19 protein-coding genes are annotated in these 23,924 nt (G+C 65.2%); 6 read left to right on the forward strand and 13 right to left on the reverse strand.

All coding sequences use genetic code 11. The annotated features are described in order from the left end of the window. Nucleotides 1-255: 255 nt before the first annotated feature. The 6 genes from IAG41_RS22295 to IAG41_RS22320 all read right to left on the reverse strand — a co-directional run bounded on the left by IAG41_RS22295 (nucleotide 256) and on the right by IAG41_RS22320 (nucleotide 7,149). On the reverse strand, nucleotides 256-951 hold the full coding sequence (locus IAG41_RS22295; protein ID WP_187730904.1) for a gluconate 2-dehydrogenase subunit 3 family protein: 696 nt from the start codon (nucleotides 949-951) through the stop codon (nucleotides 256-258). Then, nucleotides 948-2,654, reverse strand: coding sequence for a GMC family oxidoreductase (locus IAG41_RS22300; protein WP_187730905.1), 1,707 nt, complete (start codon nucleotides 2,652-2,654; stop codon nucleotides 948-950). Before IAG41_RS22300 ends, IAG41_RS22295 begins: the two co-directional genes overlap by 4 nt. Continuing rightward, a complete protein-coding gene (locus IAG41_RS22305) occupies nucleotides 2,651-3,391 on the reverse strand; it encodes a DUF1080 domain-containing protein (protein ID WP_187730906.1) in 741 nt (246 codons plus the stop codon). The genes IAG41_RS22300 and IAG41_RS22305 overlap by 4 nt, the downstream gene beginning before the upstream one ends. A gap of 230 nt (nucleotides 3,392-3,621) precedes the next feature. After that, a complete protein-coding gene (locus IAG41_RS22310; RefSeq protein ID WP_222950840.1) occupies nucleotides 3,622-4,983 on the reverse strand; it encodes a hypothetical protein in 1,362 nt (453 codons plus the stop codon). Between the two features lie 413 nt (nucleotides 4,984-5,396). Continuing rightward, a complete protein-coding gene (locus IAG41_RS22315) occupies nucleotides 5,397-6,620 on the reverse strand; it encodes a sensor histidine kinase (protein WP_187730907.1) in 1,224 nt (407 codons plus the stop codon). Then, on the reverse strand, nucleotides 6,610-7,149 hold the full coding sequence (locus IAG41_RS22320) for a response regulator transcription factor (RefSeq protein ID WP_187730908.1): 540 nt from the start codon (nucleotides 7,147-7,149) through the stop codon (nucleotides 6,610-6,612). The genes IAG41_RS22315 and IAG41_RS22320 overlap by 11 nt, the downstream gene beginning before the upstream one ends. Nucleotides 7,150-7,312: 163 nt before the next feature. Here IAG41_RS22320 and IAG41_RS22325 point away from each other — a divergent pair, with 163 nt between their 5' ends. Both IAG41_RS22325 and IAG41_RS22330 read left to right on the forward strand, forming a co-directional pair. Beyond that, a complete protein-coding gene (locus IAG41_RS22325; protein ID WP_187730909.1) occupies nucleotides 7,313-7,984 on the forward strand; it encodes an ABC transporter ATP-binding protein in 672 nt (223 codons plus the stop codon). 74 nt (nucleotides 7,985-8,058) lie between these two features. Beyond that, entirely contained in the window at nucleotides 8,059-10,377 is a 2,319-nt protein-coding gene (locus IAG41_RS22330; RefSeq protein WP_187730910.1) for an FtsX-like permease family protein, read from the forward strand. A gap of 654 nt (nucleotides 10,378-11,031) precedes the next feature. On the opposite strand, the gene IAG41_RS22335 is transcribed toward IAG41_RS22330, so the two are convergent. From IAG41_RS22335 to IAG41_RS23580, 3 genes are all read right to left on the reverse strand, one after another. After that, a complete protein-coding gene (locus IAG41_RS22335) occupies nucleotides 11,032-11,364 on the reverse strand; it encodes a hypothetical protein (RefSeq protein ID WP_187730911.1) in 333 nt (110 codons plus the stop codon). 402 nt (nucleotides 11,365-11,766) lie between these two features. Then, nucleotides 11,767-12,297, reverse strand: a complete 531-nt coding sequence (locus tag IAG41_RS22340; RefSeq protein WP_187730912.1) for a DNA -binding domain-containing protein — start codon at nucleotides 12,295-12,297, stop codon at nucleotides 11,767-11,769. A 10-nt stretch (nucleotides 12,298-12,307) separates the two neighbouring features. Next, nucleotides 12,308-12,607 carry a transcriptional regulator domain-containing protein gene (locus tag IAG41_RS23580; protein ID WP_410468104.1) on the reverse strand — a complete coding sequence of 100 codons (300 nt, stop codon included), beginning with the start codon at nucleotides 12,605-12,607 and terminating at the stop codon, nucleotides 12,308-12,310. Between the two features lie 578 nt (nucleotides 12,608-13,185). Here IAG41_RS23580 and IAG41_RS22345 point away from each other — a divergent pair. The 4 genes from IAG41_RS22345 (at nucleotide 13,186) to IAG41_RS22360 (ending at nucleotide 20,362) form a co-directional block, all read left to right on the forward strand. Beyond that, nucleotides 13,186-13,722 carry an RNA polymerase sigma factor gene (locus IAG41_RS22345; protein ID WP_187730913.1) on the forward strand — a complete coding sequence of 179 codons (537 nt, stop codon included), beginning with the start codon at nucleotides 13,186-13,188 and terminating at the stop codon, nucleotides 13,720-13,722. Between the two features lie 13 nt (nucleotides 13,723-13,735). Further along, nucleotides 13,736-14,695 carry a FecR family protein gene (locus tag IAG41_RS22350; protein ID WP_410468103.1) on the forward strand — a complete coding sequence of 320 codons (960 nt, stop codon included), beginning with the start codon at nucleotides 13,736-13,738 and terminating at the stop codon, nucleotides 14,693-14,695. 178 nt (nucleotides 14,696-14,873) lie between these two features. After that, a complete protein-coding gene (locus IAG41_RS22355) occupies nucleotides 14,874-17,888 on the forward strand; it encodes a TonB-dependent receptor (RefSeq protein WP_187730915.1) in 3,015 nt (1,004 codons plus the stop codon). A 47-nt stretch (nucleotides 17,889-17,935) separates the two neighbouring features. Further along, a complete protein-coding gene (locus IAG41_RS22360; protein WP_187730916.1) occupies nucleotides 17,936-20,362 on the forward strand; it encodes a prolyl oligopeptidase family serine peptidase in 2,427 nt (808 codons plus the stop codon). Here IAG41_RS22360 and IAG41_RS22365 read toward each other — a convergent pair. From IAG41_RS22365 to IAG41_RS22375, 4 genes are all read right to left on the reverse strand, one after another. Next, on the reverse strand, nucleotides 20,335-21,999 hold the full coding sequence (locus tag IAG41_RS22365) for an asparagine synthase (RefSeq protein WP_187730917.1): 1,665 nt from the start codon (nucleotides 21,997-21,999) through the stop codon (nucleotides 20,335-20,337). The genes IAG41_RS22360 and IAG41_RS22365 overlap by 28 nt on opposite strands. 133 nt (nucleotides 22,000-22,132) lie before the next feature. After that, nucleotides 22,133-22,792, reverse strand: coding sequence for a lasso peptide biosynthesis B2 protein (locus tag IAG41_RS22370; protein WP_187730918.1), 660 nt, complete (start codon nucleotides 22,790-22,792; stop codon nucleotides 22,133-22,135). 243 nt (nucleotides 22,793-23,035) lie between these two features. Next, on the reverse strand, nucleotides 23,036-23,158 hold the full coding sequence (locus IAG41_RS23395) for a hypothetical protein (protein WP_262408839.1): 123 nt from the start codon (nucleotides 23,156-23,158) through the stop codon (nucleotides 23,036-23,038). A 67-nt stretch (nucleotides 23,159-23,225) separates the two neighbouring features. Continuing rightward, the gene (locus tag IAG41_RS22375) at nucleotides 23,226-23,909 is read right to left on the reverse strand and encodes a GntR family transcriptional regulator (RefSeq protein ID WP_187730919.1); all 684 of its coding nucleotides are present in this window, start codon (nucleotides 23,907-23,909) and stop codon (nucleotides 23,226-23,228) included. Nucleotides 23,910-23,924 lie beyond the last annotated feature (15 nt).

Below are 23,924 nucleotides of genomic sequence, written 5' to 3' on the forward strand. Positions count from 1 at the left end.
TGCTGTTGGGGCGCTAGCCGCCATTCCACGCCGAGTTTCGCGAACGGCAGCTAATCGCGGTTCATCTCCCGAAAGCGGACGGTCAGTTTCCGGCCCATTTCCGGTCATTCAGCGCGCTCGCGGGGAGCCTGAAAGCGGACATTCATTCAGCTTCCTCCGAATGAGTGTTAGCGACCCATTCACCGAGGTTGGTCCGGATCCGGTGACGCCGATATCACCAGCGCCGGCTTTTTTGCCCGTCCGCAACCCGACTTATCAGGCCGCCAAACCCATCCCGACAAGCATGCGCTTGAGATGCGCCAACGCCTCCGGCGGCGGTCCGGGATAGAGCCCAGGGGTCGGCTGGTCGCCGATAAATCCCATATCGGCCTTCCCCTCAGGCAGGCTGTAAAAGCCGAGCACGAAGAGATAGCGCAGCGTGTCCATGAAGGCGACGGGCTTCGCCATCCCGGCCACGGGCGCCGTGGCGGTCAGCGCATCGAGCAACGCAGCGCGTCGCGGCGGCGTGAGCGCGGTAAACACGGCCCCGTGCGCGGCATTGCCCTGCGCGTCGAGCCATATCAGTCCCCCCAGCACCTGCTCCCGGTCCTTGCGCTGTATCGGATAGGGCGCGCTGATCCACTCGTCGACGAACGCCCCCACGCCCAGCGTGCCGGCACCTGGCGAGCGCTCGTCGGCGGGAAGGATCATGTCGCCCAGCAGTTCGACCGTAGCGCGCTGCGCCTCGCTTAGCGTAAGCGGCCAGGGAACCTTGGGCGCCATCAGGTCCGGATCGCGGCCATAGCCCGAGGCCGGCGGCGGTGGAGGCAGTGTGACCGGCCAGTCCACGATCACATCGAACGGTGGCGGTGTGCCCTGTCCGGCCGCCATCGCTGGCGGCGTCCAGCGGGCGAGCGGCAGCGCCGCCGCGGTCATCATCCACTGCAGCGTTTCGCGGCGTGACAGGGTCATGCGAAGGCTCCCGATTTGAAGCGCGCGGCAAGCCGCTCGGAGGCACGCAGCGCCAGGGCGAGGATGGTGAGGGTCGGATTCTTGTGGGCGCCAGAGGCGAAGATCGCGCCGTCCATCAGCACCAGATTGCCGACATCCCAGGCCTGGCCGAAGCTGTCGACCACCGACGACCGCGCATCGGCGCCCATCCGGGCGGTGCCAAGCTCGTGGATGATCTCCCCTCCCGCGGTGATGAGCTTCTCGGGTGGCAGCTCGGGATCGAGGATCGTGGCGTTCATCCGTTTGAATACGGCATGTGCGGTCCGCTGCCCGTGCGCGACCTGGTTGAGCTCGTGCTGCGACCAGCGAAAGGCGAAGCGGAGCACCGGGATGCCGAATCGGTCCTTCACCGCCGGATCGATCTCGCAATAGGTATCCTTGTTGGGGATCATCTCGCCGCGCAGCGTCATCCCGATCGTCGCGCCCGATGCGCTGCGGACCGCTTTCTTCAATTCCGCGCCCCAGACGCGCGGCAGCGCCGCTGCGGGCGGAACGCCGAACCGGCCGCCAATCTCGAAATGATAGCCCCGCGCGAAGTCGAGTTCGCCGCGCTTCTGCTCCTGGTAGAGCCAGAAGGGGATGTAGATGTGCTGCCCGCCGATGCCGTCCTCATTGTAGCGCGGACGGTCGGCCAGCGCTGGCACATAGGCTCGGAACGACGCGCCGGTGGAATCGGTAAGGTTGCGCCCGAGCTGGCCGGAGGCATTGGCGAGGCCATGGGGCGTGTCGCCCGAATTGAGCAGCAATCGCGTCGTCTCGCAGGTGCCCGCCGCCAATATGACCGCGCGAGCCTTTACCTGGTGACGAGCGCCGGTCTTGCGGTCGACATATTCGACGCCGGCGGCGCGGCCCGCATTGGCCATCACGACGCGCGAGACCATCGCGTCGGTCACGATCGTCAGCCTGCCGGTGGCCTTCGCCATCGGGAGGAGGGAAGTCGTGGTCTGGAACATCGCGCCGATCGTGCACCCGCGGGTGCAGGGCGTCGCGTTGAAGCAGGCGCTGCGCGGTGCAACGGGATCCGGCATGTCGCGGGTCAGGACCGCCGTGTGTGCCGCCCGGACCGGAATTCCCATAGTTTCGCATGTCGCCTTGATCAGCATCTCGGGGATGCGCGGCGCGGGGGGCTGCATCAGACAACCCGGAGGCGAGTCGGGATGGTTCTCCAGCTCGATCCGCCCGCCATTGACCCCGATCATCCGTTCGACGCGGTCGTAGAAAGGCGCGACATCGTCATAGCCGATCGGCCAGTCCACCCCCAGCCCGTCGCGCGAGAAGGGCTTGAAGTCATAAGGGCCCCAGCGCGGCACATGCCGGCCCCAATGGTTGGTGCGCCCGCCCAGCATCCGCGAGCGATACCAGCGAAAATCCGTGCCCTCGCGCATGGTATAGGGCTCGCCATCGACCTCCCAACCGCCCCCCACGGTCGCATCGAAATAGCCGAACGGTTTGTCGGGCGTGGACGCCCCCCGCAGGGGAGCATCGCTCTCGGGTGCCATCATGTTGACTTCAGCCTGGGGATCATAGTCGCGCCCGGCCTCCAGCATCAGGCAGCGCAAGCCCGCTTTGGTCAGGCTGTAGGCAGCCATGGCCCCCGCGGCGCCCGAGCCGACGATGATGACATCGGCCGGCGTTTCCGCCGGATCGAAGCCAGCCGCCGTCATTGTGCGCTCGCGCCGAGCTTGCGGACCTTGATGTTGCGGAATGCCACCGGCTCGCCGTGATCCTGCAGGCCGATCACGCCGCTCGGAAAGGTTCCGAACAGCGGCATCGAGGCGAACTTCGACGCCGCGACGCGCTTGCGCCAAGCGTCATTGCCGAAGGGCACGTCGGCGGTGAGCGTGCCGTTCAGCCATTGGCGAATTCGGCCTGGCTCCACCCGCAGCCGCGCATGGTTCCAGCTCCCCGCCGGCCGCGCCGCGCCGGGTGGCGGGACCGTCATGTCGTAGAGCGACCCGGCGCGATGCGAGGGGATCTTGCCGTCGGGATGGCCGTCATCGTCGAGGACCTGCATCTCGATGCCGGTCTCGTAGATGTTCTTGGTCCCCGGCACATTGCGGGCAAGATAGAAGACACCGCTGTTGCCGCCGCGCTCGACCTTCCAGTCGAGCGTCAGCTCGAAGGCACCGTACGTGTCGGCGGTGACGAGGTCGCCCCCGCTCATCTCGCCGGTCTTCGCCGTCAGGACGAGCGCCCCGTCGCGCACTACCCAGTTGCGCGACGCGGCACCGCCGCCAAAGGATCGCCAGCCGTTCAGGTCGCGGCCGTCGAACAGCAGCTGCCAGCCTTCGGAGCGCTCCCGGGCGGTGAGCGTATTGGGCGCGGGCATCATCTGGCCGGCCAGCGCCGGCGCGGTCGCCAGCGCCAGCAGGCAAAGCCCCGCAAACGGCAATCTACGCATCAGGTCTCTCCCATGGCTCGATCGTCTCCATGCAGGAGAGCGTATTCATGCAGGCAGTGCCGCTCGGTTCCATCAGAACGATGCGCCGGTGAAGCGAAACCGCCCGCAGCCAGCACCGTAACCCTCATGCAGTTCGGCTCGCAATAATAAATGAAGTTGCTTTTGATTTTGCCGATTGTGGCGATAACCGCGTGCCTCGTTCGGCGGTTACACACCGGCGGGCGAGGCGGTCAGGTGCCATGGTTGTCAATCTGGCGCCGCGCCTCAGCCTTTCCGCGCAGCGCGCCCAGCCTGCCAGGAGACAGCGCCAGTGCGGAGGCAAACGCGTCGAGCGCTTCCCGTGGTTTCCCGAGAACGAGGAAAAGCTCGCCTAACTGCTCGCGCGCGGGCACGATCGGTCCAGGCGTGAGAGGAAGCTTCTCAAGCCCGTCTTCCTCGTCCGCAGCCGCCCGCATCGCTCGCACCGCCGCTTCACCATTGCCCGCCGCAGCAAGTTGCCAGGCCTGCGCCGACTTGAGCAAGGCATCGACCTGCACCATCCAGTACGTGTCGTTCGCTGCGCGCAGCGAATCACGGCAGGCCTGAAGCTCGCCGATGTCTTGCTCGGCGGATCCGGGAGTTGCCGCGCGAAGCTTGCCCAGGGCTCGGGCCCACCAAACCATCGCGGCGACCTGCGGAGCGGAACCTGGCATCGGGCTGAGCCGCGAGGCCGCTGCCCAGTCACGGGTCTCGATCGCCAGTCGGACGGGCATCGCGTTGCCAGCATAGCCAATCTTGAATCCACTGGCGGACAGGTCGGTCATCGCTTTGAGATTCGTCACCTCCCGCACTGCATCGGCAGTCCGGCCTCGCTGGAGATAAGCGTAGGTGAGATAGTCCATGGCGTGCAGCGCTTCGCCGACGTCCCCCTGCGCGCGGGCAGCATCGCGCGCCGCGATATTCGACGCAATCGAATCATCCCACAGGCCCAGCCGCGTGAAGATGTGGGAGGGCATGTGCAGCGCATGGGGCGCGGAGGGCGCAATCTTGGCGTAGGCGCGCGCCGCGGGCAGGCCACGCGGCGCCAGCTCGGCGCTGTCATAGGCATGGATCAGATAGTGCGGCACGCCAGGATGGTCCGGTTGACGCTTCCAGATTGGCTCAAGGATGTCGGCAGCGCGCTTCTGCCGCGCGTGCGTGCGATCGGTCGGCGGCGCGGTTGCGACCAGCGACAGGGCGTAGAAGGTCGCGATCTCGTCGTCGTCCGGATAGTCGCGTGAGACCGATGCCATGGCATCCGAATAGCGAATCGCGCGCGTAGTCGCAGGAACTTGACCTGCATCCGCGTAATAGGCGTCCAGCGCGGCGATAAGCGCCCGTTCGCGAGGCGTGGCCGCGCCCATCGCGGCGGCTCTGCCGATCTCCGCAACGCCGGCGGCTAACCCGGTGCCAGCTGGGACCTCCCACAATTGGTGATAATGGGTCATCGCGCGGCCCCAATGCGCCATCGCGCAGGTTGGGTCGCGCGCGGCGACATCGGCGAAGCCCATGTCGGCTTCCTCATAAGCGAAGGAGTGCAGGAGCGCGACAGCACGCTCGAACGCCGCCTTCACTGTCGGCGCGCAACTCGCTTCGAGATGCGCCCTGCCGAGATGCTCCGGCGCGGGATGATGATGTTCCTGAGCGCCGACCGACGTGGCCAAGGCGAGCGCAATCGGAATTGCAGCGAGCCGTGTCTTCATCGAAATTCCCCTCGGCTGGTTCTCGTCCGGCGAGGCTGACCGAATGATTGAGTTCGAGCAAGCCGACGGACGTTGCAACGGCAATTGGGTCGTAAGCCGCCCTCCGCCACTGATATCGAGCGAATGTCCGCTTTCCGGCATTTGCCCTTGCAAGCAGACAGTTGGCAAACGGCCCAAAAGCCGCCAGGCGGGAATGCGCCCAACAGCAGCCGTTCGCGGTTGCTGCGTTAGTTCCCGGAACCGGTCATTCGTACTGATGGGACGGCTTGCGAGCTCAAATCCGCTTATGAGTTAGCCGGCAGCCGAAGTCTGAACATGCAGCCGGCTGGGTGAGCCCGATATGCGGTGAGGCCACCGCCATGCGCGAGTGCGATTTGTTGGGCGAGAGCGAGCCCGATGCCCGCTCCGCCGGGCTTGGTCGTAAAAAAGGGCACGAAGATCTCCTCGAGCAGATCGTCTTCGATCCCGAGCCCATTGTCGGTCACTTCGATAATGAGCGCATCTGCATCATTAAGTCCGACCAGCCCTATGACCGGCTCGGCAGCATTTTCGACTGCGTCCGCCGCATTCTTGATCAGATTGATGATGGCTTGCTCGACCAGAGCGCGATCGAAGCTGGCTAGTCGGTCATGAGGCGCTGTGACGGCAAACATTATCCCTCGCTTTCTCAGATCGGGTCCGACCAGTTGGTCGATCTCGTTCAGAAAATCGGCGACGCGAACCTGCTGGAGAATCGGGCGCGGAAGGTCGACTATAGCGCGATAGCGCTCCACGAAATCCATCAGATGCCGGCTGCGGCGGCCAATCGTGGCGACTGCGCTCGCGATTTTCGGACCGCGATCGCCCGCTGCGGCGAGACTTTCGACGCTCTCCGCCATCGACGCGATCGGCGTGAGCGAGTTCATCATCTCATGCGCCAGTACCCGCGTCATCGCATGCCAGGCACTCACCTGGACAGCGTCCAACTCGCCCACCACCGATTGGAGCGACACCAGCCGTTGCGGCTCGGCCCCCGCGTGGCGGATCGAGCCGACCCAGGCCAGCAACGAGCGGCCGTCCTCGCCGGCGATCAGCTGTCGGCCGCCGACGGGGAGCTTCAGGATTGCCGCTGCGCCAGCCTCTCCCAACGCGGCAATGTCCTGAAGCCGCCCGGCGTCCTGTCGGGCGAGGAGGCGTGCCGCGCGGTTCATGAAGCGGATGCGATTGTCAGGCCCGATTACGAACAGCGAGACAGTGACGGTGTCGATCAGCGCCAGCGCAGCCTCGAGCTGCGCGGGTGCCCGAAGAACCGCAGGCTCGATCGGCACGTCCCCGGTGTCTGTCTCGCGCTTCAGCAGCCGCCAGAGATCGAAGAGGATCAGGGCCGACGTCAGGACGATCGCCAGGGCCGCGAGATAATATTGTGCCATCCACATGCGTGTGAGCGCTGCGGTCAGGATCGCGATGAAGAGCAGCCGCCAGCCGGTCGCGGAAATCCGCGCAAGGCGTGCCTCCGGCCTAGAGGCCATGCTTGGCCATACGGCGGTAGAGCGCAGGTCGGCTCAGGCCCAGCGAACGCGCCGCCTGTGTGAGATTGCCCTTGTGGCGCTGAAGCGTCTCGATCAGCGCCGAACGCTCGAGCGCATCGAGCGTGGTCGGCGCGCGCATCGTCCGCGTCCGCGTCGCAGCCGTGGTCACGGCCGCGATCAGGTTGTCATTCTTCCACGGCTTCAGCAGAAAGTCGTGCGCTCCCGCCTTCAGGCTCGTGACCGCCAGCGTGACGGCGCCATAGGCCGTCATCACGACCACCGAGACCATCGGATCGATCGTGCCGATCCGCTCCAGGGCATCGATTCCTTCGGCTCCGCTGCGCCGGCCCGCGGCGAAGTTCATGTCGAGCAGCACGCAATCATAAGCGATCTGCCGCAGGTAATCCTCGGCGACGTCGAGCGAGGAAGCGGCGTCGATTCGCACCGCATGATTCCACAACGCCAACTGTGCCGCCTCCAGCACATCGGCATCATCGTCGACGATCAGCACGGATGGCGTGGGTTCCATGCCCCTCAGGTTAGCGGGCGCCGGGGCGCCGTCAAACCCGTCCGGAATCGGACGCCTATCGCCGCGCCCGCCCAAAGCGATCCGGGTAACTATCTGTATAAGCTAGTTTTTTATAGAGCGGTTATTCGGTTATCCTGATGCGATGCCTTCTCGTGGAACGCCAATGCTGACCCTGACCGAAATCACCAAATCCTACAGCACGCCGGAGATCGAGACGCGCGCGCTGGACGCCGTCTCACTGGAGGTGGCCGAGGGGGAATTCCTGGCGGTGATGGGGCCATCGGGTTGCGGCAAGTCGACCCTGCTGAATGTGCTCGGCCTGCTCGACCGGCCGACGCAGGGATCCTATCGGCTGTCCGGCAGCGAGGTAATCGGTCTGCCCTCCGCGAAGCTAGCGCGGCTGCGCGGCGAGCACATCGCTTTCGTCTTCCAGAATTTCAACCTGATCGACGATCTGACCGTGGCGGAGAATGTGGAGGTCTCGCTCCTGTACCGTCGCGGCTCGGCGGCGGCGAAGGATCGCATCGGCCTGGTGCTGGATCAGGTAGGAATGACGCATCGAGCCAATCATCGGCCGCAGCAATTGTCCGGGGGGCAACAGCAGCGCGTGGCGATCGCCCGGGCACTTGCCAGCAATCCGAGCCTCATCCTGGCGGACGAGCCGACCGGTAATCTCGACAGTGCCAACGGCGAGCAGGTGATCGAATTGCTTCAGCAAGTCGCCCGCTCGGGAACCTCGGTGGTCATGGTCACCCATTCGCATCGCGATGCCGCGGCCGCGCAGCGTATCGTGCAGATGCTCGATGGGCGCATCGTTGGGGAGACGCGGCTGTGAGCGGGAGGGTCGGCGTTTGGGCCCGGAGCCGGCATTTCGCGACGGCCTATGTCCGCAATCTTCGCGCGACCCGGTTGCTGTCCGCGATTGCGGTCGCAGGGCTGGCGGTCGGGCTCGCCGGGGCGCTCATGCTGGCGCTCGTTGCGCGCGACGCGCTCGGGTTTAACGCCTTCGTGCCGGACCACGAACGTACTTATCTGGGAATCTCCATATTGAGCGGGCCGGGAATGGCGCCCGTGGTCAACGACACGAACAATAGCGGCGCGGCCGGGCTGATTCGAGCGAACCTGCCCGATGTCGATGCCGTCGGCCGGCTGTCTGAGGCCGAGGTGGCGTTGCGCCGCAATGGCGAGACGACGCGTGCAAATATCTATTGGGCGGACCCCGAAATATTCGATGTTCTGCGGCTGCCGGTTATAGCCGGTCGGCCTCAGGCGGCATTGAATACGCCGGATGGTGTCGTCATGACCCGAAGCGAGGCGATCCGGCATTTCGGGCGGGAGAACGCGCTTGGTGCTGTGATCGAGGTCGATGGCGCGCCGATGGTTCTGCGCGCGGTGATTGCCGATCTGCCAGCCCGGATGACCGATCTCAACACGGGCATCTTCGCGTCCGGCAAATCCGCGAAGGCGCTGTTTTATTGGGGGGCTGACGCCCCCGGCACCTTCTCGATCGGCGCGCGCACCTATCTCCGGCTACGGGAGGGGGCCTCTCTCGCGGCGGCAGAGCGCCGGCTTGCGCCGTTGATTGACGGCCTGTTGCCGGCGATGATGCGGGGTTCCTATTCCATGCGTTTCGTGCGGATCGACGCGCTCGCGCTGCATCCAGGCCTTCGTCCCGGCGCGCGCGAACGGCTGGAAGTGGGCAGCTTGGTGGCCGCCTTCATCCTGTTCATCGCCGTCGCCAATTATGTGAACCTGAGCACTGCCCTGTCGGCGCGCCGCTGGCGGGAGATCGGCGTCCGCGCGGCGTGCGGCGCCACCCGTGGCCAGATTGCGGGGCAATTCCTCGCCGAGGCGGTGGCGACGGTGCTACTCGCCACTCTGCTCGGTGCCGCCCTGGTTGAACTCACGCTCCCGAGCCTCAACGCGCTGTTCCAGACTCAGGCGACGTTCGATTATCTCACGCATCCGATGCTGCTGTTGTGGTTGGTCGCCGGTGGAGTGGTGCTTGGCCTTGCAGCCGGAGCCTATCCGGCCTTTGTACTGTCCAGCCTGTCGCCCGCCGCTTTGCTGCGCGATCGCGGCGTCGCAATGAAGGGACGATCGGTGGTGACCGATCTGCTCGTCACGGTGCAGTTCGCGATCCTGATCGGGCTGATGATTGCCTTGGCGGTAGTCTACCAACAACGCCGCTTCGCGATGACCGACGCGTTGCGGCTCGATGTGGATCAGCTGCTCGTCATCGATGCACCCTGTCCGGCGAGCTTTCGCCAGGAAGTCGGGAAGCTCCCCGGCGTGCGCGCCACGTCGTGCGCCGGGCGTGGGCTCCTAGAATATCCGACCTTCTTCTTCGCTTCGATCGGCAACGAGCATATCCCGACTGATAATATCCCCATGCTGCCGTCGAGCTTTCCGCTGTTCGGCATCGCACCGGTCGCGGGATCCCTGTCCCTACTCCCACCGGAGGGCGAGGAGGTGATCGAACGCATCGTCGTAAACGAAACGGCGGTGCGCCGCTTCGGTTTTGGCAGTGCGAGCGCCGCGATAGGCAAGACCGTACCTATTCCCTCCGGTCCTTCCGGGCAGGAGATCGGCTCACGGATCGTCGCGGTTGTACCCGACTTCAGCCTTCTGTCGGTTGAGGCACCGATCAAGCCCACCATCTATCTCGACATGCCGCATGCGCCGGGTGGGCCTGGATTGGTGATGATCAAATTGGCGGGCCATGACATCCCCGAGACGTTGGCGGCGATCGATCGGCTGTGGCGCGAAACCGGCCAGCAAGAGCCGATCCAGCGGAAATTCGCCTCCGATCATGTCGAAGAACTGTATCGCGACCTTGCCCGCGGCGCCTGGATTTTCGGCCTTTTCTCCGGCGTCGCAGCGCTGCTCGCCGCCACCGGCATTGTTGGAATGGCGATCGCCACCGCGGAACGGCGCACCAAGGAGATTGGGATCCGCAAGGCGCTCGGTGCTCGGACGGACCAAGTGCTGATTCTGTTGCTGGCCCGGCTGAGCCGTCCGGTTTTGTGGGCGAACCTCATCGCGTGGCCCTGTGCGTGGTGGATGATGCGAAACTGGCTGAACGGCTTCGCCTACCGCGTGCCGCTCGACCTATGGCTGTTCCCCGCCGCGGCGCTGGTCGCCCTGGCCATCACGCTGGGCAGCTCGGGTCTGCAGGCATTGAATGTCGCAAGGCGGCGCCCGGTTGAAGCCCTGCGCTACGAGTGATGTGAATGTGGGGCCCTCGGGCCCGGCACACAGGCACCGCGGACAGGGGCTGTCCTTGACCGATCCGCATGGCGAAGTTGGCAACCCGGCGGCCCTTGGGCGAGAGCATGCCTTGGGTCCCGTTCTCGTGTTGGAAGCACGAGTGCCACCGCTCAGTAGCGTTCCTCGTTGCGTCCCGGATCGCGCTGCGCCGGCGCGCCGCGCCAATGTCATGACGTTGACCAGGCCCCGCTTGGGCGCGCCGCGCGACGCTGAGACATTGTTCGGCAAGCTGACCCCCCGCTCCGCACGGACCGTGCCGACGCGGTCGCCACTCGAAAACTTGCGAAGTTCAAACAAGGCGGCAAGGCCTTACCTCATTGATACGCCGCCCGCGCTCCTACACATAGAGCTAGCCACGCTGGTGGGCCTGAGCCTGCTGGCGCTGGGCTTATGCGTGTGGAATGCCCTCTCGTAGCCGCCCCAAGCGCGGGGTGTCCCGGCGCCACACGGGAGACGGTAGGTAGAGGATGAATTGCCTTGGTTGGCTCACCCCCCGGCGCGCCCGCACCAGTCCCGCTGCGGCTACGGAGTGACTGAGTAAATGGCGGTGAGCGCTGGACAAGCCCAATAGGTACAGACCAATCCAAATTGGCTCATTTACCGAGCGATTTCTCAAAGTTTCCAGAACCCCGTCTCACCTTCCTGAGACTGCGCCACACCCTTCGTTCGCTGCGTCCTAAGCGCGCAGGAGACGCAGCGCCCCATGCTGTTGAGAGTTGCAGCGTCCGCGACCAGTGCGCGCTCTACGACCATTCTCTCGCCAATCTCGCGGCTGGCCATGGGATTGCGGGCGGTGCGCAGGATAGACAGCACCATGCGCGTCATTTCCCCGCGCTTGCTCCAATCGGCAGGCGGGCGGAACGCCTTGGTCTTGATCGCCTCCACCGCCATTTCAGGGGCGATGATCCGAACCGTCGCGTCGATATGCTCCAGGTCGATAGCCAACCCGCGCAGGCGTTAGTGCTCAAAGAGCGACCCAGATCACGTCCTGCGTCCCATAAACTGAATTTCCCCGGTGCCGCCCTCCCGCGGCGCCGGCCGAGGAAGTCGACCGATTAAACCCTTGGTCGCGGCCCTGCCGCTCACGCTGCGGCGATCTGCTGAGGCGTGAACGGCCGTCTCCTGTCTGAAGATTAGCCTGACCCTACCGGCGTCTCCGGCTGCAGGTCATAGGACCGCTGGACGAGCGGGAAGCGCGTGCCGAGGCCGTCTGTGCTCTTAGGTTTGCAAGCGGAACGTCCGCTCCGGGCATCTCACGATCAGATAGCTATCTGCTGGCGAGCGGTTTGCTCGAGGGTCAGGATTCAGACGTGACCAGATGATCGCCACCGGACTTCTCTCCGCTGATCAGCGCCTGGAGACTTCATTCATGGAAACGAGGCGAAGATATCCACCCTCGACCATGGCCTCGCTGCTGCGGACCAACCGCTGCACCCGAAGGCGAAGATAGTCAGACCGTCCCCGCCATTCTTCCCGGACGGCACTGCTTCCGTACAGCGCCTCGGCGATTTCACGCTGCTCGGCGCCCGCCTGTAATGCATCGATCGTGCGCAGCATCTCGATCCATCGCGGTGCCCGCGTGTCGCGAGGAAAGAGTTCGGCGGGCATGCGACCAAGCCGCCACAAGGCCGCGAGACGACGCAGGGTCAGAAGCTTCGTCTCCAGGTCCGCAAAGCCGTCGAGCGCGTATCGGAGGCGCACCGGCCCTTCGAGCAGGCTGCCGCTGCGAACTGCCAAATGGATTTGCCGCGCGCCCTCGCTGAGCACGAGATGCTGTTCGGCCCCCGATATGTTGAGCAGAGTCACCTCGACACCGGCGGTACGGATATCCAGACTGTCAGGCTGGCCTTCCCTCGCCGAATGGGCATCGACGGTCACTACGCCTCGATCATGATCCGCATGCCACACCGTGCAGGCGGTGCGGGCATCGCGTTCGGGTCGTTCCTGGAAAGCAAAGGCCCCAGCGCGCCGCACCTCCGGGCGGCGCATCGATCGTCAACGGGCCAGAGCGCGACCGCCGGGCACGCATGCGCAGCGCGCGGCGGGCTTCGGCGCGATAGACGGGGTTCCGCCGCAGGAACTCCCAGGCGAAGCCGGGCCGACCTAGCGCAAGCAAGGGTCGGTAATCAGCGTTATCGCGCCAATCCGGCTTCGCATTCGCAGGAATAAGCAGCTCCCCGTCTATAATGACGAGGCCAGCCGATCATGCGGGCTCCAGCGAATTGGTTAACGAATCGCGCCGCGACTCGGCCGTCGCGAGAACACGCAAAAACTTGCGCAATTATGCGCAGAAACCAGGTGGTGTTTCGGCGTGGCGCGGCCAAGGTCCCAGTTCGAACTGCCGTCCGGCCGCCGACTTTCGCGTCGCAGCCATAAGATCGGCAACGCCAGCCATGCCCCTTGCCCGGTTCCGGCACCGCGGGCAGGTTGACCCGGTCGGGTGCCGTCAATCAGGGGCGATTCTGGAGCCGGGGTTATGGCAGCGGATCAGCCCTAAATAGCGGGCCTTGCACAAAGGTTTCCAACACCCGACCCCCCTTTCCCCGGCAGCTTGCCACGAGTCCGGGGATGCGCCAGCATGACCTGGCCGCCGAAGCATTGGCGGCAGGGGCGTGGAAACCCCTGTGCAGGATCAAGAGACCCGCGTGCCTCATACGCCTCGCGGGCAAGTGTTTGTCGCACCGGCCCCACCCGGTTGGTAGCGCAACCGCACAGGCTCTCCACCAGCGGCTCTGCCGGTCCCCTTGTCCGTTTGGGAGAGCAGCCATGGCCGGTTCGGGGCCTGACAAGAAAGAGCGGCCCGTAGCGAGTGGAGCGCAGACGAGTTCCGCGCTCGACGAACTATACAGGCGCCACGCGGGGTGGCTCGGGCGGATGCTGGCGTGGCGGCTCAGGGCCACGCCGCTCGATGTCGATGACATCGTCCAGGAAACCTATGTCCGAATGGCGCGCTATGCGGCGCAAGAGGCGCCGCGCCATCCAAGGGCGTTGCTGCTCAGGATCGCGGTCAATCTCGCGCGCGACCATATGCGGCGAAACGTCGTACGCGGTGGCCTCGCCGAGGGTGCGCACCAACAGGACGACGCCGGATACGGCGCGATCGCACCCGATCAGCATGAAGCGCTCGAGCTGAAACAGGCAATCCTCGCGCTGCCGCCAATCTATCGCGACGTATTCGTGCTCAGCCGCTTTACCGGTTTGACCTATGAAGAGATCGCGAGCCATGCTGGTATCTCGGTGAAGACCGTCGAGTGGCGGATGAGCCGGGCATTGGCGATGTGTGCCGCCAGGCTACGCGACTAACCTGCGGGGCATCATGGGCACGGACGAAGAGCGCGCAGACGACCAAGCCGCCTCGTGGCTCGCGAGGCTCAATATGCGATCGGTCACGACCGACGAACTCGAAGCATTTTACTCCTGGCGTCGCCAGCCGGGCAATGCCGATCGCTATGCCCGCACCGAAGCGCTCTGGCGTGAATCGCGCGCGCTCGGGGACGATCCTGAAATCGCGACGGCAGTGCGCGAGGCGCTCGGCCGTCCGCGCACTGCGCGCAGCTTCTGGCACCCCAGCCGGCGCATGGTGCTGGCGGGCGCCGGACTGGTGCCCTTCGCGGTCGGAGCGACCTGGCTGCTTCGCGAGGGCGGCCGTGCCTATGAAACCGCGACCGGCGAGCAGCTCATGGTGGCGCTATCCGACGGCTCGCGGATCCGCCTCAACACCGACAGCGCGCTGCGGGTGCTCCTGGGTCACAAGGTGCGCCGGGTCACGCTCGACCGCGGACAGGCCTTCTTCCAGGTGAAGCATGATCCCGAGCGGCCCTTCGAGGTGCGTTCGGGCCAGGTCGCGGTCCGCGCGCTGGGCACCGAATTCGACGTTCGCATGGCGCCCGAGCAGGTCCTGGTGGTGCTGGCGGAAGGTGCAGTCGCGGTCGATCCTTCGAACGGAAAGGCCCCTGCCCGCCTCAGCACCCCGGGGCAAGCTGCGATCGTCGGTGCCGACGGGACCGTCGCGACCAAGCGGGTCGATCTGGAGGCAGCGACCTGCTGGACTTCTGGTCGGCTCATTTTCCGCGCGACGCCGCTGGAGCAAGCCATCGCCGAGGCCAATCGCTACAGCACGCGCCGGATCGAGCTGGGCGACCCTGGCCTGGCACAAGCGAAGGTCGATGGCACGTTCGAAACCGGCGATATGGACTCCTTCATTGCGGCCGTCTCGGCATTATTCTCGCTGAAGGCAAAAACTGTGGAAAACAAGATTCTTCTCTCCCGTAGTTGACACCCAATTGGGCCCGGCGAAAATTATTTCGCGAAGCAGTTAGGGTCCGCCGCACGCCACCGCGTTGCTTCTCCAATCGCCGCATCGTCGAGCGATCTGGGTGAACGGCCGGATATCCCGGCACGCGGGGGAGAAGGTCGTGGGGAAAAGAGGAAAAATCGCCGGGGGCAAGCGATCCATGTGGCTGGCGGCAGTCGCCGCGAGCGCATTTGCCGCTCCGGCGCCGGTCCGCGCAGCGGGCCAGGTTCAGCAGTTTCACATCCCTGCAGGTCCGCTCGACCAGGCGCTGGCCGCCTATGGACGCCAGACGCATCGCCAGCTGCTCTACACGACCGACCTCGTTGCAGGGCATCGCGCGCCTGCGCTCGAGGGGTCCTTTGACGACGACCAGGCGTTGGAGCGCCTGCTCGCCGGAACAGGGATCCAGGTCCGCAGGGCGGGCCGCGCGTTCGTGCTGGTGCAGGGACCGCCCCTACCCCAATCGCGGGCGACCCCCACGCGACCGCAGCAGCGGCGCGCCAAGCCCGTGCCTCCTGCGCCCCGGACGCCCTCGAACGGGGCGCAGGAGGATCAGGCAGCGCAGGAGATATTGGTCACCGGCTCGAACATCCGCGGTATCTCGGAAGGCACCTCGCAGGTAATAACCGTGGATCGCAGCGATATCGACCGCGCCGGCCATGGCACGGTTGGCGAGGCCATCGCTGCGCTGCCCCAGAATTTCGGTGGAACCGGCACCGAGGACAGCAGCCTGACCGGTGCCGACCACAGCACCCAGAATATCGGGCTTGGTACCAGCGCCAATTTGCGAGGGCTGGGAAGCGACGCGACGCTGACCCTGGTAAATGGTCGCAGGCTCGCGGGTTCGGGCGGCCAGGCCGATTTCACTGACATCTCGCTGATCCCGCTGGCGGCGGTCGAGCGTATCGAGGTTCTGACCGATGGTGCTTCCGCACTTTACGGCTCGGACGCGGTGGGCGGCGTGATCAACATCCTGATGCGCAAGAATTTCACCGGGGGCGAGACCCGGCTTCGCGTCGGGACCGCGACTCAGGGCGGCGCCAGCGAAGTCCAGTTCGGCCAGGTGCTCGGAACCAGCTGGACCACCGGGCATGTGCTCGCCGCTTATGAATTCGTGCACCGTGACGCGCTGCACGCGGACCAGCGCGCGTTCACCCGCTCCGCCGACCTCAGACCGTTGGGAGGAAGCGACTGGCGTTCCTATTTCTCGAACCCCGGCACGATCATGACGATCAGTCCGGCAGGCGCGCTGGTTCCCGCTTATGCGATCCCGACTGGTCAGAACGGCACCGGACTGAAGCCCTCCGACTTCAAGCCGGGCCAGAATTACGAGAATTTTCGCGAGGGCACCGACATCCTGCCGCGCCAGGACCGGCACAGCGGCTACATCACCGCCGAGCAGGAGATCGGCGCGCATTTCAGCATCTTCGCCGAGGGCCGCTACGCGCATCGCGATTTCCTCAGCTATGGCCAGGCGAGCACCGGGCTGGCGCAGGTTACTGCGGCCAATCCCCATTTCGTGAGCCCGGACGGCGCGCCCTACAGCCTGATCGCGTACAGCTTCCTGCGCGAGATCGGGCCGATCGCGCAGCCGGGCTCGGTCGAATCCTGGACAGCCACGGGCGGCCTGACAATGGCGCCGGGCAAGGGCTGGGAAATCGAGGCCTATGTCACCCATGCCTCGGAGCGCACCGAAACCGAATATCACAACATCGCCAACGCGACCTATTTCGCCGAAGCACTCGGAACGACGCCCGACGACCCGGCCACACCGTACAACACGGCGACCGATGGCTTCTTTAACCCCTATGGCGACGGGCCGGTTAACAGCCGGAAAGTCCTCGACTTCGTCAACCAGGGCTTCGCACATAATCTGACCCTGAGCCGTATGACCTCGGCCAATCTGAAGGCAGATGGCAGCTTGCTCAGCCTGCCCGGCGGGGCGCTCAAGATCGCCATCGGCGCAAATTACCGACACGAGCAGTTCGGTCGCAGCGGCGAGAACTTCTTCTACGGCACCAAGCCGACACCCCTGCACGATACGGACATCGGCCGCGGCATCACCGCGTTGTTCGGCGAAGTGGCGATACCGCTCTTCGGTCCCGAGAACGCCCTGCCCGGCCTCAAGCGCCTGCAACTTTCAGGCGCAGTCCGCTACGAGCATTATGGCGATTTTGGCGGCACGACGAATCCCAAGCTCGGGCTGATGTGGGAGCCGCTTGCGGGCCTCGTTTTCAAAACCAGCTGGGGCACTTCATTCAGGGCGCCGGTATTGCGCGAACTGCGGGACCCGCTGCTCGTATCCTATGTCCAGCTGCGCGATGCGGCAGGGGTGCTGACGCCGGTACTGACCATGTTCGGGGGCAATCCGAACCTGCAGCCCGAGACCGCGGACAGCTTCACGCTCACCGGCCATATGACGCCGGGCCGGGCCAGGCGCTGGCACCTGGATGCCACATATTTCCAGACGCATTTCCGCAACCGGATCGAACACCCGGCGGCAGACAATCTCGGCGAGGCGCTGTCGAACGCGATATTCTCGCCTTTCATCACGCGGGTCGATGCCGCGCATAACCCGGACGATCGCGCGCGCCTGCTGGCACTGATCAACGATCCGGGATCACAGATCGCTGGGCTCCTGCCGCCGGAATTCTTCCGGGCGATCCTGGACGGCCGGCTGGTCAATTCCACCGAACTCATCGTTCGAGGAATCGACCTGCTTGTCGGCGGCGATTTTCCGATGGCAGGGGGCACGGGATCGGTCAGCGTGAACGCATCGCACATGCTCGACTATCAACGCAGGATCACGCCCAAGGCGCCGTTGACGGAGCGCGTCGGCACGCTCTCCAATCCGCCCGAATGGAAGGTCCGGGCGAGCGGAGCCTGGGATTCCGGCCCGGTCGGGATCTCGGCCTCGATCAACTATGTCGCCTCCTATCTCGACGATGTCAGTGTGCCCGCTCGAAAGGTGGACAGCTGGACGACGGTTGATCTCCAGCTGCGCTTCCAGCCCAGGACGCTCGAGAACAAGGGGCTCAGCCTCGCATTCAATGTCCAGAATCTGTTCGACCAGGATCCGCCCTTTGTCGATCAGATGAGCGGGTTCGGATACGGCGCCGCAAACGCGGACCCGATCGGACGTTACGTCTCGCTGCAGATCATCAAGCGATGGTGACGCGGGCCTGCGCCCGCACTCCACTCCCCTCATTGAAAGCCAATCACATGCGTAAGACCTGGCTGGCAGCGCTGTGCCTGTTGGCAGCGCCGCACACATCCGCTCACCCCTACGGGATTGACGACCTTCTCCGGCTCGAGAGCTATGGCCAGGCCGTTGTCGACCCGCATAACCGGTGGGCGGTCGTCGAACGTCGCGATCGCTATGACTCGGCGCCGAGCTATCGCTACGATTATTGGGTCCGCCGGCTGCTGTCGAAACTGATGCTGGTCGACCTTCACGAAAAGGGTCGCGCAGTCCCTTTCTTCGCCCAGGACCGGCAAGCCGGCTATTGGATCGGCAGCTTCTCGCCCTCGGGCGACCGCCTGTCGGTCTTCCGGCTTCGGCAGGACCATATCCAGATCGGGGTGGTCGAGATGGCGACCCGCAAGGTAGACTGGCTCCAGCTCGTCCCCGACCTGCCCGACGCCCGACCCGCGCCGATCTGGCTCGACGACAATCGCCTCCTGGTCGTCACGCTCGACGATGGCGGACTGCCCGCCCTCTTCCAGGCGGGGAACTATGCGCAGCGCGCGTCCATCCGTGGCTGGTCCGATGCCGAGGCCGGCAAGATCCCTTCGTCCGATATCCTCGGAAGCGGCCGGTACCTCGCAACGGGCACGAGATATCGCGCGCGGCAAATTGTCGAGTTCGACCTTAAGAGCAATATGACGCGGAGCTTGTTCAAGGGGGACGTGCTCGACCTGGCGCTGTCGGGCGACCGCAGCGAGCTGGCTGTCCTGACAAAAGGGCCCGCGGTGCAGCCCGATCCAAACCTGCCGATCGATCCCGGGTTCGAACCGCGGCGCCAGCGCCTGTCCATCATCGACCTGGCCGCGGGGACGCGCCGCGAGCCCTGTTCGTGCGACATATTGGCGAGCCTGCTGCATTGGTCACCCCAGGGCGCCCGTTTACTCTTCTATGCACGCGGCGATGGCGAGGACTGGCCCGCAGGCCATCTCTATATCTGGGACAGGCGATCCGGATCTTTGGGCACGCCGCTCCCCGAAACGCTCAAGCCCGTCCTGCAGATTGCCGGCGGCAATGGGCGCCTGGCTCGCGCGGCCTGGGCGGGTGATCGCGCGCTCGTCCTTGCCGAGCGTGCTTCCGACCGCCGCCGCGACTGGTACCTCATCGGACAAGATGGTTCGCCGCTTGCCCTGACCGCCTCGCTTCCGGCCGTCCCGGCCGATCTGGCGGCAATCGATGCAAATCGCTTCGTCGCCGGCAATGCCGAGGGTCTCTGGCAAGGCGACTGGCAAGGCCGGCTGACCAAGGTCGCGGAGGGGCCGGTCAGGGAGGTTCGCACCGTCGCGCTGGACGGCCACAGCCTCGGCACGCGTGCCTGGTTCAACGAGATCCCGGGCCGAGCCTTTGCGGTCCAGACCGGACCAACGGAATCTACCGCGATCGTCGAGGACGAAACGGGAAGATTCGATGTGCAGCCGCTCGCCAAAAGCGACAAGGTACTGGCAACGACCTCGACCGGGCAGCTTCTCGTGTTCAGCGAGGACGAACAGGGCACCGGCGCGCTGGCTTTGGTCCGGCACGGCGAGCGCGACGTGGTAGACCGGATCAACGCGCATCTCGCAAATGTCGAGCCGGTGCGGCGCGTTGTACTTCACAGCAAGGCCGCCGACGGCAAACAGCTCAACCATTGGCTGCTTCTGCCGGCGGCAAGCGGCGGACCGCCGCCCCGGCTCGTCGTCGTCCCCTATGCCGGCTTCACTTACGGTGAGACACCGCCCTACGATTCGCTGCCCTCGACGCCGGCGGTCATGACGCAGGCAATGCTGCTTGCCGGGCAAGGCTATGCCGTGCTGCAGCCGAGCATTCCGCTTGCGGACACGCCCGGCGACCCCCTCCCCGCAATTCGCGATAAGCTTCTCGAAGCGCTCGATGCTGCCCAGGCGAGCGGACTTGTTTCGAAAGAAAAGCCCTTCCTGCTGGGGCACAGCTATGGCGGGTATACCGTCCTGGGAATGGCTGGGCTAAGCGACCGGTTCGCAGCGGTCGTCGCCGTCTCAGGTCCCTACGACATCGCCGCGATTTACGGCTCCACCGATCCACGCCTCGACTATGGCGAAATCGGCATCTCGCTCACCATTCCGATCGGATGGTCGGAAGGCGGCCAGGGCCGGATGGGCGTCCCCCCATGGGCGGCGCTTGAGCGCTACGCCCGCAACAGCCCCTTTTACCATCTCAAGGATGTGCGCACACCCATCCTTCTGGTCACCGCCGACCTCGACTATGTGCCCGAGGCCCAGGCTGACCGGGCCTTCATGGCGCTCTATCGCCTGGGAAAGGACGCGCAATTGCTGCGCTATCGCGGCGAATTTCATAGCCTGACCAGTCCGGCAAATGCCCGTGACTATTGGTCGCACGTATTCGCCTTCCTGCGCGACAATCAGGCTTCCGATTCCAGGCCCCAATAACGGGCCCAGGCTTCGAAGCTCGCATAAGCCGCGATCATGCGCGACTGGTCCGTCCAGATGAGGCTCTCGTCGCGCAGTGCGGCGTCGATTCCGGCGTCATCGAGCAGACCGTGCGCGACCAGCGTCCCGTTCAGCAGCAGGTCGCGCAGATAGGGCAGGTTCTCGGCAATCGCGCGGCGATAATAATTGGTCGCCTCGCCCTTGTTGCGCCGGTTGCGCACCATGTCGGGAAGCCAGTCCGCGAAGACCCCGCGCGCGAACGCGCGGTTTCCGCTTCCCGTGGCGAGCCGGTAGGTCGGGATTCCGAGGCAGGTCTCGACAATCGGCTGGGACAATAAAGGATGGACCAAGGCCGCCTCGTTCCCCCGCCAGGTCGGTCCGAAGAAATGCTGGCAATTGGCAACGGCCTCCAACTGCATCCGACGCGCCGGCGCGATGACGTTATCCCCGCTAAGCCATGGATGCCGCGTGCCACCGACGCTTCCAACCTTTGCTGCGGCACCAAGCTGCTGCCCGGGCAATTGAGGGATCAACTGGCGCGTTCCGGCGAGGCGATCGCGCAGCATCAGCCACTCGACATGCCAGATCGATCGATAGGCCCGCTGGGCCGCCTCGTAAGCGATCCGCGACAAGTGCGCCCGCCAACCAAAGGCCCGGGCATAATCGACCGCGACGAGCGCGGTCGGAATATTGCAGAAGACGGCATCCCCACCCTGGCCGGTGAAGATCGCTCGCGCGTCAAATGCGCGGGTCACGCCGAGGCTCGCCCGCTCGAGGATTGCATCCAGCCCATAGAGAATGGGCTCGACCGGCTGCTCTCCGCCGAACAAGTCCTCGAAGCGCAATTCCTCCGCACCAGCCGAGACCTCGACCAGCCGCATTCGCCAACGCTCGGCAACCGCGCGGGCCTCGACGCGCTCATCGCCACCCGCATGCGTGATGGCAAAATTGACGCAGCTGATGTCGACGGGCCGAGGGCTGCTCGCCAAGGCGCCGAGCACTATCGCGGAATCCAGGCCGCCTGAGAGTTCGAGCGTGACCCGGCCATGGCGCGCGCCCAGCGCGCGAATGGATCCCGAGACCGTTCTGCGGAGACGCTCGGCGGCCTGGGGGTCGTCCCGTGCCGGCTCGGCAATGATGTCCGCGAACGGCCAAAGCATGCTGGGGCCGGTGAGCACGAAACCGTCCCAATCGAATGCCCCGCCCGCCGGCAGATGATGCACGCCGGAAAGGAGCCCCCGATGCGTCAGCAGCAAGGGATTGGCCAGAGCCAAGGCCAATGCATGCCTGTCGATCCGAGGCTTGATGCCGGCCAGGTCGCGCAGCCAGCGCGGCAGGTTCGGCGCGATGAGGAGAGAATCACCCGCCTCGACCAGGAGGGCCGGCAGACTTCCGCTCGCGTCTCGGATCAGCCGCAAGGACGGCGCGGTCCCGAAGGATCGTATCGCAATAAAGCTGCCCCAGACCCGCCCCAGCAAGGCATCATCGTCCAGGCGAATCACCTGATCCGCACGGATCGGCTCGGCCCCCTCCTCGTTCAGGCTCTCCCGGTCGAACGCGGTCCCGATCAGCGTCAGCCTGGCTTGAGGATCGCTCGACACTTCCCAACGGGGCTCGCCGTCCCGACCGAAGATCATGAGCCCCGGTTTCGTCACACATAGTCGCAGCCCGGGCGCGTGCCGGGACAGTTCCGCGGGCAATCTCTCCACCCACCGGGGCGGTTCAGCACCGCGCCAGCACAAAGCGAGATAGCCCGGACCGATGTCGGGATCAGATGGCGACGATGGGGGTGAAGCTACGGACATGTTCCAGGCTGTCGTTGAGAACCACATCGCCGTGCTCGACCCAGCAATGCGCTTCGAAGGGATAGGTCTTCACCCCGAACACCCATCGGGCGGCAAAGCCCTGCGCGTGTAGGAAATGAAGGAGGAAGAGCGAGCTCGTCAGGCAGCGCGCCGTGCCGGGAAAGAATGGCTGGGCGTCCCAGGCAAGGCGCGCCAGTGCATACAGCGTCGTCAGGTCATCGCGGGCGCTACGCGCGTTTCGTCCGGCAATTTTGCGGAACCAGCGCTGCGGCTTCGCGAGCCAGATATCGCGATAGGCGGTGCCGGCAGCAGCAACAAGTCGCAGCAATCTTGCCGGCGTCAGCCGAGCCTTTGCGCCCCGCACCTGGAACAGGTCGGTTTCGGCAGTCATTGCCGGTGCCGTGGCGCGCGAAGGCGCCTCGATCATCGAGAAAAGCCCCGTGGCCTCGAGTTCATCTAGCATGGCGACGTCGGGCCGAAACCGGTTGCTGTTCGTGAGCGCGGTCTTCAGCCCCGCGGCATGCATTCGCGGCAGGCAGAAATAGGCGTTGCGGCGTGCGTCCAGCAGCACGAGGTCACCATCAACGTCGGCCAGGTAGACACCCGGCGGCATTCCGTAGAACATTCGGACTCCTCGGAGAGGTGATTCCAGAAATCCAGACCGCTGGTTGCTCAGGGAGCGGGCCAGCCGAGCAAAAGGCTGCCTGGCTCAAATGGCGGCGTGGGTAAAACGGCCTGAGTGCAACTTGTGACCTTTCCGGCGCAGACGAAGCGCAGGGATATTCCTGTCTTCATTCTCGATCTTCCGTCGCAGTTCAGATTCTCCAGACATGGGGGGCAACTCAGGGAGCTGTCCCCCATGCGTCCTTCACGGCGTCGGAATGCCGAGGACCAGGCTCCCGCCTTCGTTGGGCGGGAAGAGCACGATCGCCTTGGTGAGCGTGCTGACCCGTCCGATGCAGACGAGGCGCGGGTTGGATGAAGTCTTCATTGTCGACCTCCAGTCGTACCAGCCGCGGAATGCGGCAAACGCAGGAGGCGCGCCCCGCTTTCTATTCTCAAACCATATCCAGTCTATTTTTTGCGCGGTGACGCGCTGCCAGCGCGTAGGCCACGGGCTCCGCCCGGTGACGGCGGAGGCGGAACTCCAAACGCACCGCGGACAGCAGGGGCTTTGCGTCGGCATCGGCAAGCAAATCGAGCCTGGCAACCTCGAAGTCCGGCCCGGGATAGATCTCCGCCTCCATGCGGCGAGCCGCCGCGAGGGCATCCACGACCAAGCAGCCTGTCGCTGTCAGCTTCGCGTTGGGCGCGCGGGACAGGATTGCATAATGCAGCCGGGCAAAGGGATCATCGGGCGATGTGGAGAGCACAGCCCGGTTTGCCGGGCCTTCGGCGTCGGCTCTTGCCCTCCCAGCGCTTTGCCGCCGGCGCTCGACGCTGCGAAGCGCCGATACTAGACACATCTCGCAAAGCTCGTAGAGCTCCAGCAGGTCGAACCAGGACGGCAGAGGCACGAAATATCCGTGATGCCGCCGGTCGTCGACCAGACGCTCACCGACAAGCCGTGCGAGAGCCTCCCGAACCGGCGTGGGGCTGATCGCGAGATGTCGTGCCGCCTCAGTAACGATAATCTGATCGCCGGGTTGTCGTGCCCCACTGACCAAGTCGCGTCGCAAGCTTTGATAGGCGCGTAGATAGGGATCCCGTCGTTCGGGTGGGGCCAGCGACACTTCACTCACGCGAGAAGCATTACA

The sequence above is a fragment of the Sphingomonas sp. JC676 genome (assembly GCF_014489075.1).
Lineage (GTDB): Bacteria > Pseudomonadota > Alphaproteobacteria > Sphingomonadales > Sphingomonadaceae > Sphingomonas.

What these genes read in the sequence shown, in the direction of transcription:
- IAG41_RS22295 (WP_187730904.1), bottom strand. Translation starts at nt 951, where the DNA reads ATGACCCTGTCACGCCGCGAAACGCTGCAGTGGATGATGACCGCGGCG.
- IAG41_RS22300 (WP_187730905.1), bottom strand. Translation starts at nt 2,654, where the DNA reads ATGACGGCGGCTGGCTTCGATCCGGCGGAAACGCCGGCCGATGTCATC.
- IAG41_RS22305 (WP_187730906.1), bottom strand. Translation starts at nt 3,391, where the DNA reads ATGCGTAGATTGCCGTTTGCGGGGCTTTGCCTGCTGGCGCTGGCGACC.
- IAG41_RS22315 (WP_187730907.1), bottom strand. Translation starts at nt 6,620, where the DNA reads ATGGCCTCTAGGCCGGAGGCACGCCTTGCGCGGATTTCCGCGACCGGC.
- IAG41_RS22320 (WP_187730908.1), bottom strand. Translation starts at nt 7,149, where the DNA reads ATGGAACCCACGCCATCCGTGCTGATCGTCGACGATGATGCCGATGTG.
- IAG41_RS22325 (WP_187730909.1), top strand. Translation starts at nt 7,313, where the DNA reads ATGCTGACCCTGACCGAAATCACCAAATCCTACAGCACGCCGGAGATC.
- IAG41_RS22345 (WP_187730913.1), top strand. Translation starts at nt 13,186, where the DNA reads ATGGCCGGTTCGGGGCCTGACAAGAAAGAGCGGCCCGTAGCGAGTGGA.
- IAG41_RS22350 (WP_410468103.1), top strand. Translation starts at nt 13,736, where the DNA reads ATGGGCACGGACGAAGAGCGCGCAGACGACCAAGCCGCCTCGTGGCTC.
- IAG41_RS22355 (WP_187730915.1), top strand. Translation starts at nt 14,874, where the DNA reads ATGTGGCTGGCGGCAGTCGCCGCGAGCGCATTTGCCGCTCCGGCGCCG.
- IAG41_RS22360 (WP_187730916.1), top strand. Translation starts at nt 17,936, where the DNA reads ATGCGTAAGACCTGGCTGGCAGCGCTGTGCCTGTTGGCAGCGCCGCAC.
- IAG41_RS22365 (WP_187730917.1), bottom strand. Translation starts at nt 21,999, where the DNA reads ATGATCTTCGGTCGGGACGGCGAGCCCCGTTGGGAAGTGTCGAGCGAT.
- IAG41_RS22370 (WP_187730918.1), bottom strand. Translation starts at nt 22,792, where the DNA reads ATGTTCTACGGAATGCCGCCGGGTGTCTACCTGGCCGACGTTGATGGT.
- IAG41_RS23395 (WP_262408839.1), bottom strand. Translation starts at nt 23,158, where the DNA reads ATGAAGACTTCATCCAACCCGCGCCTCGTCTGCATCGGACGGGTCAGC.